Genomic DNA, 15,167 nt, shown 5'->3' on the forward strand with positions numbered 1-15,167 from the left:
ACCCGATGGCCGTCGACGACGTTTTCCCTATCGTGACGACTGCTGATCTGGAGCGGCTGCTGCCGTTCTACACCGACGTGCTCGGTGGCGAGAAGGTCTACCAGTTCCCGCCCGAGGGCGTCCCGGCGTACGTCTCGGTCCGCTTCGGCAAGGCTTCCGTCGGCCTCGGCCACGACCCGGCGCTGAAGACCCCGGAGGGTCCGGCCGCGATCTCGCTCTGGCTCTATGTCGACGACATCCAGGCGATGGTCGATCGGATCCGGGCCGCCGGCGCGCGGATCGTGCACGAGCCCGTCGACCAGCCCTGGGGCGAGCGCGAGGCCCGCGCCGAGGACCCCGACGGCAACCTGCTCATCCTCGGCCAACGGGCCGGGTGAACAAACCGTTCCGAGTGTCGCGCCCTTCGGTCATCCGCCGGCCTTAGGGTGCGACCAGGAACGGACCGAAACCAGAGGTAGAAGATGACCGATCTGTACCCGGCCGTGCATCAGCCGGTGGCGGAGACCTGGCCCTCGCTGGTGCGCCCGCGTTCCAACCCGGTACGCCGGGCCGGTGCGCTCGCCGCGATCCGTTTCATCGCGCGCGACCTGCCGGCCACCATCGTGCTGGACAACCGCCGGTACGGTCAGGGCGGTCCGGAGATGCAGGTGCACCGCAGCGGACCCTTCCTCGACCGGCTCGGGCAGGACGCGGGCTCCGGCTTCGGCGAGGCCTACCTGGCCGGCGACTGGGATCCTTCGCCCGAGACAGATCTGGCCGACCTGCTGGTGCCCTTCGCCGAGCGGTTCAGCTCGGAGCGGGACAGTCATCTGCTGCCGAAATGGGCCCAGTCGCTGCGCTGGCTGGTCACCCGCAGCCAACCCGGCGACCAGGAGAACGACCGCGCGGGTGCCCGCGAGAACGTCAGTCGGCACTACGACCTCAGCAACGCGATGTTCTCCGAGTTCCTCGACCCCACGCTGACCTACTCCGCCGCGTACTTCGCCGCCGATGCCGCCGCGGAGCTGGCCACCGCGTCGTACGACGAGCTGTCGTACGCGCAACTCCGCAAACTCGACTCGATCCTTGACGCGGCCGGTGTCCGGGCAGGCTCCCGGGTGCTCGACATCGGCTGCGGCTGGGCGAGTCTCGCGATCCGCGCGGCTCAGCGCGGTGCCTGGGTGACGGCGATCACCATCGCCTCGCAGCAGGCGCTGATGGCTCAGCGGCGGATCGCGGACGCTGGTGTCAGCGATCGCGTCCAGGTCGCGCTGCGGGACTACCGCGACCAGATCGGCGAGTTCGACGCGGTACTGAGCGTGGAGATGATCGAGGCCGTCGGCGAGAACTATTGGCCGGTCTACTTCGGCGCCATCGAACGACGCCTCGCGCCGGGTGGCGTCGCCGTAGTACAGGCGATCGTGATGCCGCATGAGCGGATGCTCGCCACGCGGAACACGTTCACCTGGGTGCAGAAGTACATCTTCCCGGGCGGGTTGCTGCCGTCGGTCCATGCGATCCAGGAGGTCACGGCGCAGCACACCGGGTTGCAGGCGCAGGTGATCCGCCACCTCGGCGCCGACTACGCCCGCACCCTGCGGATCTGGCGCAACCGCTTCATCGACCACTGGCCCCAGATCGCCGGGCTCGGGTTCGACGACACCTTCCGGCGGATGTGGGAGTTCTATCTCGCGTACTCCGAGGCTGGGTTCCGCGCGGGGTATCTGGACGACGTGCAGTTGTTGCTCACCAAGCGCTAGTCCGCGGGATCCCCCACGTGGTTGAGTCAAGCTTTCTGGTCGCGCAGCAGCGTGGCCGCGAGCTCGGCGTTGCGTTGCGCGAACGTGCGCCAGTGGGCGGGGGTCGCCGCCACCCGGTCCCGCGCGGTTTGCTCCGAGGCGGCTCGTTGCGTCCACCGGCACACCCGGCCGGCCTCCATCTGGAACCGTACGAGAACGCGGTCCGCCCAGCCGTACACGTCGACCTCGTGTGGCTCGAGCCGGGACACCTTCTGCTCGGCGACGATCCAGTCGAACGCCGCGATCTCGTCCTGCAACTTCGCCGCGAACTCGAACCGGAGTTCGGTAGCCGCCCGGTCGCGGCGGCGCACCAGTTCGGCACGCAGCGCCGTCACCGCCGCCACGTTGCGCTCGAGCACGGACATCGCGGTCCGTACGAGCGTCTCGCGGTCAGCCGGCCCGATTCCGAACAGCCGGGCGAACTCGCGTGCCGAACCGTCGGCGGCGCTCGTGTACGGCAGGGGCAGCACGCGGTGGAGCGCCGAGATCGCCTGCCGGATCCGCAGACCGCCGAGGTATGGACCGAAGTGCGGCGCGGCCGCGGTAACGGTGTGCACGAACCGCAGCCCCGGCCGGCTCGGCCCATCGTCGAAACGGATGTAGCCGGCGACCTCCGCGCCACCCTCCGCGAGGTTCCAGCGTGGCTTGGAGTGCTCCAGCAGGTTGCGTTCCAGCCAGGCCGCCTCGTGCTCGGAGTCGCACCAGACGCTTTCGATGCGGGCGATGCGGCGCACCATCCCGGCCAGCTGCGGGCGGTCGCCGAGGTTGGTCCAGTACGACTGCACGCGTCGGCGCAGGTTGCGGGCCCGGCCGATGTACAGCACCTTGCCGGCGCCGTCGCGAAACCGGTAGACGCCCGTCTCGAGCGGAAGCCGACGGGCGACGGAACGCGGTGCAGTCATAAGGGACATGCTCACCTGCGGCAGCCCCGCAGTACCAGGTCTAGCGGCGGACGACCACGGTGCCGGCGGCTCGGTCGTGGAGGCCTCGGCGGTCTCGGTCGTAGACGACTGCGGGGAGCACCAGACAGATCAGGAAGGTGCGGATCGCGCCGCCCAGCAGGCCTACCTGGGCTGAGTAGCCGGTGCCGCCGGGCTGGGTGCGGATGACGCGGAGGCCCAACAGGCGGTGGCCGATGGTGGCTCCGGCCAGGCCGGTCAGCACCGCGGACATCGCGAAGAAGACGACCAGTTGGGCCGTGTTGAGGTCGTTGCCACCGGCCCACAAGGGCTTGCTGGTGATCGCGGAGGCGATCAGGCCGGCGATCAGCCAGTCGACGAACAGGGCGAGCACCCTGCGTCCCCAGCCGGCCACCGAGCCCGATCCGTCCGGGGGCAATCCGAGACGGTTGCCCGGATAGCGGAACTCTTCGGTGGGTCCTGCCCCGGATTGCGCAGTTGATGCCATGATGCAAGCCTATGTGCGCGGCTGAGGTTCTCACTGCCCCCGGCCGCGCTCCAGTGGGTCAGCGCGGACCACGCTGGGCGTAACATCCCCGAAACATTGGGGTCACTGCCGAGTAATGGGCAGGGCCTACGTTCAGTAGGAATCTCTGAGCCACCCCGAGGAGTACGTATGTTTTCCAGCGCTGAGGAGCTGCTCGCCTACGTCAAGGACGAGGGCGTCGTGTTCATCGATGTCCGCTTCTGTGACCTACCGGGCATCATGCAGCACTTCACCGTCCCGGTCGGATCTTTCGGTCCCGAGGTCTTCGAGGACGGCCTCCAGTTCGACGGTTCGTCGATCCGGGGCTTCCAGCAGATCCACGAGTCGGACATGTCCCTGCTGCCCGACCCGACCACGGCCTACGTCGACCCGTTCCGCCGGGACAAGACGCTGATCATCAACTTCTTCGTGCACGACCCGCTCACCGGTGAGGCGTACTCGCGCGACCCGCGCAACATCGCCCGCAAGGCGCAGGAGTACCTGAAGTCGACCGGCATCGCCGACACCGCCTTCTTCGCCCCCGAGGCCGAGTTCTACGTCTTCGACGACGTGCGCTTCGAGACCAAGCAGAACGAGAGCTACTACCACATCGACTCCGTCGCCGGCGCCTGGAACACCGGCCGGGTCGAAGAGGGCGGCAACCGCGGCTACAAGGTCCGCTACAAGGGCGGCTACTTCCCCGCACCGCCGGTCGACCACTTCGCCGACCTGCGCAACGACATCACCAAGCACCTCGAGGCCTCGGGCCTGTCCGTCGAGCGCGCCCACCACGAGGTCGGTACGGCGGGCCAGGCGGAGATCAACTACCGCTTCGACACCCTGCTCACCGCGGCCGACGACTTGATGAAGTTCAAGTACATCGTCAAGAACACCGCGTGGGACGCCGGCAAGACCGCGACCTTCATGCCGAAGCCGATCTTCGGTGACAACGGCTCGGGAATGCACTGCCACCAGTCGCTGTGGAGCAACGGCGACCCGCTGTTCTACGACGAGGCCGGCTACGGCGGCCTGTCCGACGTCGCCCGCTGGTACATCGGCGGCATCCTGAAGCACGCCCCGTCGCTGCTGGCCTTCACCAACCCGACGGTGAACTCCTACCACCGCCTGGTGCCGGGCTTCGAGGCCCCGGTGAACCTGGTCTACTCGCAGCGCAACCGCTCGGCCTGCATCCGGATCCCGATCACCGGCTCGAACCCGAAGGCCAAGCGCATCGAGTTCCGCTGCCCGGACCCGTCGTCGAACCCGTACCTGGCCTTCTCGGCCCAGCTGCTGGCCGGCCTGGACGGCATCCGGAACAAGACCGAGCCCGCGGACCCGATCGACAAGGACCTGTACGAGCTGCCGCCCGAGGAGCACGCGTCGGTCAGCCAGGTCCCGACCTCGCTGCCGGCCGTGATCAACTCGCTCGAGGCCGACCACGAGTTCCTGCTCGAGGGTGACGTCTTCACCTCCGACCTGATCGAGACGTGGATCGACCTCAAGCGCGAGAACGAGATCGCCCCGATCCAGCTCCGTCCGCACCCGCACGAGTTCGAGCTGTACTACGACGTCTGAGTTCCGGCCGTCCGACGAGCCCATCCGCGTTCTCGCGGGTGGGCTCGTTCACTGTCACCGGCAGATGAGACGGTCTAATATCTAGTAATTCAGTTGGAATACACTTCTTCGGGTCACCACGACCGCCTCAGCCGGCGGTCGTCCTGGATCGAAGGGGCCACACATGAGTCTCGAATTCCTCTGGTACATCCCCAATCAGGTCGACCCCGGTCACCGGGGCGACGACGCCGTCGCGGGCCACAACAGCCTGGAGCGCTTGACCGAGCTGGCTCGGCTCACGGAGCAGCATGGGTGGGGTGGCGCACTGCTCGGCACCGGCTGGGGCCGTCCCGACACCTTGACTGTCGGCACGGCGCTCGCAGCCCGGACGACAACGTTCCAGCCACTGGTGGCGATCCGCCCGGGCTACTGGCACCCCGCACACTTCGCGTCGGCGTCGACCACCCTCGACCAGCTCTCCGAAGGCCGGCTTCTGATCAACATCGTCTCCGGCCAGGACAACCTGGCCGCCTACGGCGACTCCGAGGGCGACCAGGCCCAGCGGTACGCCCGCACGAAGGAGTTCCTCCAGGTAGTGCGCCGACTCTGGACCGAAGAGGACGTCACCTTCGCCGGTGACTACTTCTCTGTCACCGGATCCACGGTCGCCACCCGCCCGGTCGCGCGCGAGAACAGACCACACCCACGCCTGTACTTCGGTGGCGCGTCCCCCGCCGCGGAACGCGTCTCGGCCACGGATGCCGACGTTCAGCTCTTCTGGGGCGAACCGCTCGACGGCGTCGCTGAGCGCATCGAGCGGCTCAAGGGTCTGCAGTCCGAGCTTGGTCGCGAGCACGCGCCACTCGAGTTCGGGCTCCGGATCACCACCCTGGTCCGTGACACCACCGACCAGGCGTGGGCCGAAGCCGAGGCCAAGGTCGCAAAGATGGCCGAGGCCCAGGGCACCACGAGCAGCCCACCACGGCGCTTCAAGGCAGTGGGACAGCAACGCCTCCTCGACCTGGCCGACCGAGGCGACGTCCTGGACGACAACCTCTACACCGCCCCCGGCAAATACGGCGGCGGTGGCGCCGGCACCACCTGGCTCGTCGGATCCGCCGATGATGTGGCGAAGTCACTCCGCAAGTACCAGGACCTGGGCATCACCCATTTCATCCTCTCCGACACCCCCTACCACGATGAGATCGTCCGCGTCGGCGACCAACTACTACCGCTACTGAGCTGACCTACTGGCAGTCCAGGGAACGACAGCTCGCCATGCACCCACCACGTGAGGGGCTGGACCCAGCTCCCGCGTCCACGCAGGAACGGGATTCAGCTGCGTCGAGCGCTCAGGCTCAGCGGGATCCCGGCGTACGGCATCTGAAGCTGCCGTTCACGGACGTGCCAGGAGCGGAGTACTACGTGACTGCTGGATTTCAGGTCGCGACGGCGGAGGAGCTCGAGCGGTCGTCCGAGACGGGGGACCTCAGCGCCCTGAGCGACCGGGAGCGCGCAGCAATCACGTACCACGGCGCGGACCGCCTCGGCGACGTCATCTTCAACTGGTTCGACTGAGGACCGTGGTGATCTCGGCCAGACTGTCTGCGGAGAGCGGGCCGTGGTTGAGGGCGGCGGCGTTTTCTTCTACCTGGGCGACGGTTTTGAAGCCGGGGATGGGGATGAAGGCGTCGCTGCGGGCCCAGAGCCAGGCGAGGGCGCCTTGGGCGAGGGTTCGGCCGTCGGTGGTGAGGATCTCGCGGATCGCGTCGAGCCGGCGCAGCGACTCGGCCTGGCCGCCGGTCCGGAAATCCCAGCCGTGGCGTACGTCGTCGGCCGGCAGTGTGCTGTCCTTGTCGAACTTGCCGGTCAGCAGGCCCATCCCGAGCGGCCCGCGGACGATGCTCGCCAGACCCCGCTGTTCGCACAGTGCCAGCACCTCGGCGTTGCCGCCGAACACGTTGAAGGACTGCTGAATCGCCTTGCAGTGCTCGCTTTTCGCAAACAACGCGGCCCGCTCCGGACTGTCCGTGCTCCAGCCGATCGCCCGGACCTTGCCTGCAGCAACAAGTTCCTCGAAGACCGCCAGTACGTCGTCCGCCCGGTCCAGGTCGTAGCCGCCGAGGTGGAACTGGTACAGGTCGAGGTGGTCGGTTCCTAGCCGCCGCAGAGTCTGCTCGCAGGCCCACCGGATGTACTCCGGGTCGCCGTTCTCCCCCGGCGCCTCGCGCGTCTCCTCGTCGTAGGTGTATCCGGCCTTGGACGCGATCACGATCTCGTCCCGCACAGCGCCGAGCGCGGCCGAGATCAACTTCTCGCTGTGGCCGCAGCCGTACACATCGGCCGTGTCGAAGAAGGTGACGCCCAGGTCGAAAGCGCGGCGCAACGCCCGCTTCGACTCCTCGTCGTCGATCGCACCCCAGCCGACGGGGTTGCCCTGCCTGGCGTGTGGTCCACCGATCGCCCAGCAGCCCATGCCCAGCGCGCTGACGGTCGGACCACCGGTGCCGAGCGAACGATCAGCAGTCTTCGTCACGTGATCCTCCGAGTAGTCGGCGAACGCTTCCCAGCATCCTCAACCCGCGACGACCTCCGGTCCAACAAGAAATCTCACTGACCCCGACAACTCCCAGCGATGAATCCGCAGACGCACGCCACCGGAAACACGGTCCGGCCGGTGGCTGCAAAACTAGGTTTGCGGCAATGATCGCAGCACAAACCGCGCCTGATATCGCGGGTCAGAAGGCTGGGCCGGTGTTCGCGATCGGCGGCAGGTCCGGCGTGCCCACCATTACGGGTTGGGTGTTCTCCACCAGCGCCGCCAGGGTGCGCAGTACATGCTCGAACCAGCCGAGCAATACATAAATGAGCAACGATCCCAGTACCAGCGTGGCTAGGCCCCCGATGATCAGGTAGACAGCCGCGGCATGGGAGGTCTCGATCTCGCCAGTCAACGAGTTGATGGACTGCTGCTGAGAACCCACTGCGCCGTTGACGACGAGAATGACGCCGGCGATGGCATTGAAAGCCAGCAGGACGATCTTCACTACGTTGATCGTCGTTGCGACGCGGTTGGCATTACGGACTACTTGAGACATCTATTCCCCCTCTAAACGATTACCTCCGGTATATCGCCCAGAAATGTTGAACGTTACGCAGCATCGGCCGTATCCATCTCTGAACGATCCGCGCCCTGCTTGCTCGATCCGGGACCCAGGCGCCACGACAGTCTTTGGCAAACTGCTCGACGTGGTGGGTCGTGGGTCGGTAGGTTCCTGGGTCTGTGCCGATGAGTCCAGGGCCAACGAATCCGGCGGCAAGGGTTTAGCTGGGGATTACCGAGAGCACGGGGTCCGCCACTCCGCGTTGCTGGTTTGGCGTGCTGGCTATCGGTTGAAGTGAGGAGCTGCTTGTGGCCAGGCCGATGACGGCTGACCAGCTTGCTGGTGCGCTGCGGAAGTGGAAGGTGAAGTTCCGGGAGTACCCCGGCTGGCGGACGCGCGGGCGGCCCGGCGGCATCACGGATGCGCGCGGGATCATCCTCCATCACACCGGCAGCAACTCTCAGACCGACGACTACCTCAACTTCCTGTTCGTGCGCGGTCGGCCCGACGAAGGCATCCCCGGACCGCTGTGCAACGTGGCCACCGACCTGGACGGCGACCTGCACGTCGGCGCGATCGGCCGCGCGAACCACGCCGGCTCAGGCTCACTCGCCACGCTGAACCACGTGTCGACGCAGGACTACCGCGGCTATGCCGCCGAGCTCAGTCCCGGCCCCGACAACGTGAACGGCAATCTGCACTACTACGGCAACGAGATCCGGTACGACGGGGCGCACTCGATGACGGCAGCCGCCTACCGTACTGCGCTGCTCCACGCCGCCGCGATCTGCGATTTCCACGGGTGGTCCGCGCTCTCGGTGATCGGGCACCGCGAGCACACCCGGCGCAAGAACGACCCGGGCCGATGCCCGATGAACAAGTTCCGCACCGACCTGGCCGCAGTACTGCGGGCCGGACCTGATGGAGATGACATGGCGAACGCTGACGAAGTACTGGCCGAGCTGAGGAAGTTCGAGAAGGCCGAAGCACAGCGGTACTCCGATCTGGCGAATCGGGTGCAGTGCCTGATCAACCAGGAGGCGGGCCGCTACCAGGACTACGTCCGCCGCCTCAACGCGATCCTGGCCGCCCTCCCCAACGCGAGTGCAAGCCCACCCGTCGACCCCGGCACTCCGGTCGACCCGGCGACGCCCACGGAGCCGGCCACGCACGTCGACGGCCAACCCGTCGCCGGCCAACCCGTCGCCGACAACCGCTGAGCGGCCACCGCGCGGCGGGGACCGGAAGCGGTTCCGAAACCACCACGGACTTTCTCTGACTCTTGAATTAAGTAAGGAAGTTAGCTTTCCTTAGGACCGTCGGCCGAACGCGCACTCCCCACCCGCGCTCCCGGACGACGCCCGCCCCCACAAGTTCAGAGGAGAGTCAGATGACTCCAGGAGTCGCCCCGCTCCGACCCCCACCCAGCCGCGGACGTGTATTCGCAGCCATTGCCGCGGCCCTGGTGGCCGCGGTGACGGCGACCGCTCTGACGGTCGCCGTGTCGCCGGACGCGAGCGCCGCGATCTCGCCGACCGGCTGGAACACCGTGGTGAGCAAGAACAGCAGCAAGTGCGTGGACGCACGGGCAGCCGCCACGGCCAACGGGACGGCTGTCCAGCAGCAGACCTGCAACAGCAGCACCGCCCAGCAGTGGCAGTTCCAGCCGACCACCAACGGCTACGTCCGCGTCAACGCGTTCAACAACGCGGCCCAAGCGCTGGACGTCACCAACGTCTCCACCGCGGACGGCGGGCTGATCCAGCTGTGGTCCTACAGCAACGGGCTCAACCAGCAATGGTTGCCGGTCGAGGAAGCCGACGGCGCCTACCACCTCGTCAACCGCAACAGCGGCAAGTGCCTCGACGTCCCGTCGGCCTCGACCGCGGACGGCCTCCAACTGCAGCAGTACACCTGCAACGGGACTGCGGCCCAATCGTTCAGGATCAACCCAGTGGACGGCACTCCCCCGACCCAGCCGCCGGCCGGACAGCCCGACCTCGGCCCGAATGTCTCGATCTTCGACCCGTCGATGTCGGCCGGCACGATCCAGAGCAAGCTGAACTCCGTCTTCAGCCAGCAGGAGACGAACCAGTTCGGCGAGAACCGGTTCGCGCTGCTGTTCAAGCCGGGCGCGTACAACGTGAGCGCGAACGTCGGCTTCTACACCCAGGTCGCCGGTCTCGGCCTGACCCCGGACAGCGTCACCATCAACGGCGCGGTGCACGTCGAGGCCGACTGGTTCCCGCCGCAGAACGCGACGCAGAACTTCTGGCGCGGCGCCGAGGGCCTGACCATCAATCCGCCCGGTGGTCTCGACCGCTGGGCCGTCTCGCAGGCTTCGTCGTACCGCCGGAACCACCTCAAGGGCAACCTCGCGCTGGACGACGGCGGTTGGGCAAGCGGCGGCTTCATGGCCGACACCGTGGTAGACGGCCAGGTCCGGTCCGGCAGCCAGCAGCAGTGGCTCTCGCGGAACACCAACTGGGGTAGCTGGACTGGTCAGAACTGGAACATGGTGTTCGTCGGTGCGCTGAACGCGCCGGCCGGTGCATTCCCGAACCCGCCGTACACGAAGGTCGCGCAGACCCCTGTGGTCCGGGAGAAGCCATACCTGTACGTCGATGCTGCGGGCAACTACCAGGTCTTCGTCCCGGCGGTCAAGACGAACTCGGCCGGACCTGGCTGGACGGGCGGCAACCCGGCCGGGCAGTCCTTGCCGATCAGCCAGTTCTACATCGTCAAGCCCGGCGCCACCGCGGCGACGATCAACGCGCAGCTTGCCGCCGGCAAGGACCTGCTGTTCACCCCGGGCGTCTACCGGCTCAGTGACACCCTGCGAATCAACCGCGCCAACACCGTCGTACTTGGTCTCGGCCTGGCCACGTTGATGCCGACCAGTGGCACGCAGTCGATCACGGTCGCGGATGTCGACGGCGTGAAGATCGCCGGGTTGCTGATCGACGCCGCGCCGACCAACTCGCCGCTGCTGATGGAGATCGGCCCGACAGGCTCCTCGGCCAACCACTCCGCGAACCCGACCTCGCTGCACGACGTGTACTTCCGGATCGGTGGTGCCGCAGTCGGCAAGGCGACCGAGACGCTGCGGATCAACAGCAACAACGTGATCATCGACCACACTTGGTTGTGGCGCGGTGACCACAGTTATGGGGTCGGCTGGAGCAGCAACACGGCCGACACCGGTTTGGTTGTCAACGGCAACGACGTCACGGCGTACGGGCTGTTTGTCGAGCACTACCAGAAGTACCAGACGATCTGGAACGGCAACGGGGGGAGGACGTACTTCTACCAGAACGAGATGCCGTACGACCCGCCGAACCAGGCAGCCTGGATGAACGGATCCACCCGCGGCTATGCGGCGTACAAGGTCGCTGATTCGGTCACCACGCACGAGGCCTGGGGGCTGGGCAGCTATTGCTACTTCAGCGCGAATTCGAGCGTCGTGGCGGATCGCGCGTTCGAGGTGCCGAACAAGGCGGGCGTGAAGTTCCACAACATGGTCACCGTATCGCTCGGCGGCACCGGCACCATCGCGCACGTCATCAACAACACCGGCGGCCCGTCGAACTCGTCGACCAACGTCGCCCAGTGGGTCAACTACCCCTAGCGGACCACCTCAGCGCCCTGCGGCCTTCAGGACCCGCAGGGCGCTGAGGGTGACCATCCCGTTCGGCCCGGCGCGTCGCCAGCCAACGGCCTCCGGCACCGCGCGCGGCTGGGCCTGGTGAAGGCTGCCGACGCGTCGGCTGGCGGGTTCTTCTGCCACTGGCGGCAAAATTGGGCGCTACCGGACGAAGAACCCGTTAGCGGTGGCCGGGATCCAGCTGCGGCCCCGTGAGATCGAGCGCGAATGGCTATCTCGCGACCGGCTGATCACGGAGTGAGCGGTTCGGGCGGGCGTTCTTGATCAGGTAGGCGAGGACCAGGAACTGGGCCGCGATCAACGCGGCGAGGACCGGGATATCGAACCAGCCGGGGAAGTAGGCGCCCGTGCAGCCTGTCTGACCTGGAGCGGGGGTGCCGCGGCATACGCGGCCGGCGAAGCTGCCGAGCATGAGGATCGGCAGGAGCCCGAACGGCAGCACCAGTGTGCCCAACCACTTCTCTGTCGTCGTCCAGCGATCAGATGTCCAGAGCAGCGCGACGCCGGCCGCCCAGCCCACGAGATAGATGAACCCGCCTAACGGCAGCAGCAGGAGCGCGGTCACGTCCCGGCTCCGGAACCGCGGCTCAACCGTCGCCCGCGGTTGCGGCTTCGCCTCGTTCATCTCGGTCTCCTCGCCCCAGCCGGTCCCCGTGACGCGGCCAGCGTGCCTTCGGAGTGGGCCAGTCAGGTGCGTCGGCGAGCGCATTTACCAAGCCGCAACCGAGCCGCTCATTCCCCTGCAACAAAGCGCAGTCAGGCCTGCTTGGGCTTGACGGCGAACATCACGGCGCAGACGAAGGCGGGAACCACCACGATCCAGGTGGAGCTCAGGCCGAGCAGGACCGGCGCCAGGCACAGCAGGAGCAGGTCGAAGCCGCGCATGGGCTGGGAGAACAAACCCGGCGGGATCGCACCCATTGGTGATGCCACCAGCGGCCCGCTGTACGACGGCGGCCGCGCGGACGCCTGTCGTACGATCCCCGACAGCACACCACCAGCAACAGCAAACGCCACAGCTGGATCGCCCAACGCAGGCAAAGCCAGCGCAGTCCACAGCAACACGAACAACCCCGGTACTACGGACATGGCTACGCGCAGCTCGCGTAGATCCATCCCGAGCGCCCGTACGAGTCCAGTGGACCGGCACACCGAGCGCAGCCCATCCATAAGAGGACGCGCGGCTCCAAACCCAGCCAGCCCGGCCGCGATGGGCACCAGTACGTCGTACCCGGTGCCGGCCACCGCGTAGGGAACCACCAGGAGGGCGAACCCGAGCACCAAGCGCCGGGGCCACCGCAGTACGCGCAGGAACTCGCGATGGATCAGCGCCTTCACCAGGGATCCCCGGCCGCGTCGTGACTTCACGCGGCCCACCTGCTGCCAGTGGCGTCCGGCGACCACATCAGCCAGCAAGCTGACGTCCAAGGTGATCGCCGCACCGGCCATACCGGCCAGCAGGTCTCCACCAGCGACCACGGACGCCCGGCTCAACTTGTCGAGCGACTGCGCGGTGACTACAACCAGGACCGCAGCGACCACCAAGGCGATGAGTCCGATCACCAACAGCCTGGTCTCCGCCGGACTGAGCAGCGGCTCCTGCCGGACGGGCCCGAGCCCGAGAACTACGACGCCGGCGCTGGATAGGCCGGAGGCTGCTTCCTTCGGACGCGCAGCCAGGACCAGCGCGGGCACAGCAGCAAGCAGCAGCAGGCCGTCCGCAACGCGCAAGGCCCAGCGGGAGCGGACGGCGGTCTGCTGAGCCCACACGGTCGCACAGGCCGTGCAGATGAGCAGAACCGTCGTCAGTACGGCCGCTTCGCCGACAGTGGACCAGGCAGCTCCGAACAACGCCCAGCCGACAACTGCCGCAAGAGCGCCGACCACAGCAGCCACGGAGATCACCAGCCGGTACGACGGCCGCAGGAGCGACGCGCGATCCACCGGAGTCGCCAGCAGCCAGAAGCCCGTGGCACGGGACGCCGACACCGGTCCGACGCTGAGGAGACCGCGCAACATGGTCGACACCAGCAGCGGCACCAGGATGAACGGCACAGTGTCGAGCAACCAGGCGCACGATCCCGAAGTACAGGCCGCAGAGCGGTCGTTCAGGTTCACCACGACGTTGCCGCCGGTCGCACCGAGCATCGCCAGCGCGAAGACGACCAGGTAGATGTCCTCGAACTGCTGCCACATCGTGCGATCCGCCTTGCCGCGGCGGACCTTCCGCATCCAGCTGCGCAGCTCCTTCGACTTCGGGATCGCACCGAAGTCCGCCGGGTCGAAGACGACCGGCCCCTCACGCGATGCGGCGGTCACGGCAGCGGGGTCAGCGCGACGGTCTCGTCAGCGACGGCGTCCACCAGCGCCGTGTCGTGACTCGCGAACAGGATCGACGTACCGGCCTTCTTCTCCACCACCAACCGCTCCGCCAACCAGGCGATGCCCGCCGTGTCGAGCCGCTGCTCGGGCTCGTCCAGCACCAGCAGCTTCCGCGGCCGGACCAACGCGGTCGCCAGCGCGAGGCGGCGACGCTGACCGGACGACAACGACCCCGGCAACTGGTCCGCGGCGGCCAGTAGGCCGACGTCGTCGAGCAGGGTGTCCACGAGATCCTCCGGCTCCGGGTTGCCGTGTGCCCGGGCCAGCAGGTCCAGGTGTTCGGCGGCGCTGAGGTCGGGGAAGAAGTCGAGGTCGTCTAGCAGCGACGCGACGTCGCGCCGGACCACCTCGGCCCGCTCGTCGATCGGCTGGCCGTCCAACAGGATCTGACCGGCCGCCGGCTCGGCCGAACCGACGATGCACTTCAGCACCGTGGTCTTGCCTGCGCCGTTCGGGCCGACCAGGGCGATCGCCCGGCCGGCCCGCAGGGTGAAGGTGAGGTCCTCGATCACCGGGCGATCGGCGTACAGGTGCCGCAGTCCTTTGACAGCGAGCCGGGGAGCGGCCTTCGTCATCGCTTGCGGACCAGGGTCAGCCCGTCGCCGATGCCGAGGATGACCACGTCGACGCGCTCGTCCTTGGCGATGTGCGAGTTGAACTCCTTGCGGTCGACCGGGTCCTGCGCGTGCTCGCCGACCACCCGGCCGCCGGCCAGCGTGTTGTCGAACAGCAGCAACCCGTTCTGCCGGATCCGAGGCACCAGGCGCTCGAAGTACTCGATGTAGCCGGGCTTGTCCGCGTCCACGAAGGCCAGGTCGAACTCGCCCTCCAGCTCGGCGGCGGACTCGTGCGCGTCGCCGATCCGGAGCTCGATCTTGTCCGCGACCCCGGCTCGTTCCCAGTACCGCCGGCCGATCGAGGTCCACTCCTCGCTCACGTCCAGGCAGATCAGCTGCCCGTCGTCCGGCAGGCCGCGCGCGATCGCCAGCGCCGAGAAACCGGTGAAGGTTCCGATCTCCACGGCTCGACGGGCTGAGGTCAGCCGGGTCAACAGGGTGATCAGGGCGGCCTGGTCGGCCGTCGTCAGCATCTGCGAAACCCCGCCGAGCGCCCGGGTCTCCTCGACCAGGTCCCGCGCGATCTCGTCCAGCGGCATCCCGTGCTCGACCATGTAGTCGTGCAGTTCCTCGGTCACCAGAACCTGATTGCCCATCGAATCCCGCCGTCCTCTGCGTCGTGGTTCCGTCGCCTGTAGTCTCT

General features: G+C 67.5%; 15 protein-coding genes. 7 read left to right on the forward strand and 8 right to left on the reverse strand.

The genetic code is table 11. From position 1 onward, the window contains the following. Positions 1 to 5: 5 nt before the first annotated feature. Together ABD210_RS17205 and ABD210_RS17210 are read left to right on the forward strand one after the other, a co-directional pair. The gene (locus tag ABD210_RS17205; RefSeq protein WP_344112566.1) at positions 6 to 377 is read left to right on the forward strand and encodes a VOC family protein; all 372 of its coding nucleotides are present in this window, start codon (positions 6 to 8) and stop codon (positions 375 to 377) included. Positions 378 to 461: 84 nt separating this feature from the next. Then, positions 462 to 1,739: a class I SAM-dependent methyltransferase gene (locus ABD210_RS17210; RefSeq protein WP_344112568.1), complete on the forward strand. Its 1,278-nt coding sequence runs from the start codon at positions 462 to 464 to the stop codon at positions 1,737 to 1,739. 26 nt (positions 1,740 to 1,765) lie between these two features. On the opposite strand, the gene ABD210_RS17215 is transcribed toward ABD210_RS17210, so the two are convergent. Then, on the reverse strand, positions 1,766 to 2,680 hold the full coding sequence (locus ABD210_RS17215; RefSeq protein ID WP_344112569.1) for a GIY-YIG nuclease family protein: 915 nt from the start codon (positions 2,678 to 2,680) through the stop codon (positions 1,766 to 1,768). A 40-nt stretch (positions 2,681 to 2,720) separates the two neighbouring features. Beyond that, complete coding sequence (locus ABD210_RS17220; protein WP_344112571.1) at positions 2,721 to 3,185, reverse strand: RDD family protein; 465 nt, start codon at positions 3,183 to 3,185, stop codon at positions 2,721 to 2,723. A 168-nt stretch (positions 3,186 to 3,353) separates the two neighbouring features. On the opposite strand from ABD210_RS17220, the gene glnA reads away from it, so the two are divergent. From glnA to ABD210_RS17235, 3 genes are all read left to right on the forward strand, one after another. After that, positions 3,354 to 4,778, forward strand: coding sequence for a type I glutamate--ammonia ligase (gene glnA / locus ABD210_RS17225; RefSeq protein WP_344112572.1), 1,425 nt, complete (start codon positions 3,354 to 3,356; stop codon positions 4,776 to 4,778). A 163-nt stretch (positions 4,779 to 4,941) separates the two neighbouring features. Then, positions 4,942 to 6,003, forward strand: coding sequence for an LLM class flavin-dependent oxidoreductase (locus tag ABD210_RS17230; RefSeq protein WP_344112574.1), 1,062 nt, complete (start codon positions 4,942 to 4,944; stop codon positions 6,001 to 6,003). 32 nt (positions 6,004 to 6,035) lie between these two features. Next, positions 6,036 to 6,335: a hypothetical protein gene (locus ABD210_RS17235; RefSeq protein WP_344112576.1), complete on the forward strand. Its 300-nt coding sequence runs from the start codon at positions 6,036 to 6,038 to the stop codon at positions 6,333 to 6,335. Here the strand turns inward: ABD210_RS17235 and ABD210_RS17240 are convergent. Then, positions 6,319 to 7,293: an aldo/keto reductase gene (locus ABD210_RS17240; RefSeq protein ID WP_344112577.1), complete on the reverse strand. Its 975-nt coding sequence runs from the start codon at positions 7,291 to 7,293 to the stop codon at positions 6,319 to 6,321. The genes ABD210_RS17235 and ABD210_RS17240 overlap by 17 nt on opposite strands. A 202-nt stretch (positions 7,294 to 7,495) precedes the next feature. Continuing rightward, positions 7,496 to 7,855 carry a hypothetical protein gene (locus ABD210_RS17245; RefSeq protein WP_344112578.1) on the reverse strand — a complete coding sequence of 120 codons (360 nt, stop codon included), beginning with the start codon at positions 7,853 to 7,855 and terminating at the stop codon, positions 7,496 to 7,498. A 314-nt stretch (positions 7,856 to 8,169) separates the two neighbouring features. On the opposite strand from ABD210_RS17245, the gene ABD210_RS17250 reads away from it, so the two are divergent. Next, the gene (locus tag ABD210_RS17250; RefSeq protein ID WP_344112579.1) at positions 8,170 to 9,081 is read left to right on the forward strand and encodes a peptidoglycan recognition protein family protein; all 912 of its coding nucleotides are present in this window, start codon (positions 8,170 to 8,172) and stop codon (positions 9,079 to 9,081) included. 170 nt (positions 9,082 to 9,251) lie between these two features. Then, complete coding sequence (locus ABD210_RS17255; RefSeq protein WP_344112580.1) at positions 9,252 to 11,489, forward strand: RICIN domain-containing protein; 2,238 nt, start codon at positions 9,252 to 9,254, stop codon at positions 11,487 to 11,489. 247 nt (positions 11,490 to 11,736) lie between these two features. Here the strand turns inward: ABD210_RS17255 and ABD210_RS17260 are convergent, their stop codons facing one another. The 4 genes from ABD210_RS17260 to ABD210_RS17275 all read right to left on the reverse strand — a co-directional run bounded on the left by ABD210_RS17260 (position 11,737) and on the right by ABD210_RS17275 (position 15,120). Next, positions 11,737 to 12,150: a hypothetical protein gene (locus tag ABD210_RS17260; RefSeq protein WP_344112581.1), complete on the reverse strand. Its 414-nt coding sequence runs from the start codon at positions 12,148 to 12,150 to the stop codon at positions 11,737 to 11,739. A gap of 131 nt (positions 12,151 to 12,281) precedes the next feature. Next, complete coding sequence (locus ABD210_RS17265; RefSeq protein WP_344112582.1) at positions 12,282 to 13,844, reverse strand: DUF6297 family protein; 1,563 nt, start codon at positions 13,842 to 13,844, stop codon at positions 12,282 to 12,284. Beyond that, positions 13,841 to 14,482, reverse strand: a complete 642-nt coding sequence (locus ABD210_RS17270; RefSeq protein ID WP_344112583.1) for an ABC transporter ATP-binding protein — start codon at positions 14,480 to 14,482, stop codon at positions 13,841 to 13,843. The genes ABD210_RS17265 and ABD210_RS17270 overlap by 4 nt, the downstream gene beginning before the upstream one ends. Then, positions 14,479 to 15,120, reverse strand: coding sequence for an O-methyltransferase (locus tag ABD210_RS17275; RefSeq protein WP_344112584.1), 642 nt, complete (start codon positions 15,118 to 15,120; stop codon positions 14,479 to 14,481). Before ABD210_RS17275 ends, ABD210_RS17270 begins: the two co-directional genes overlap by 4 nt. Positions 15,121 to 15,167: the final 47 nt, after the last annotated feature.

The sequence above is a fragment of the Kribbella alba genome, assembly GCF_039529635.1.
In the GTDB taxonomy this organism is placed as follows: Bacteria; Actinomycetota; Actinomycetes; order Propionibacteriales; family Kribbellaceae; genus Kribbella; species Kribbella alba.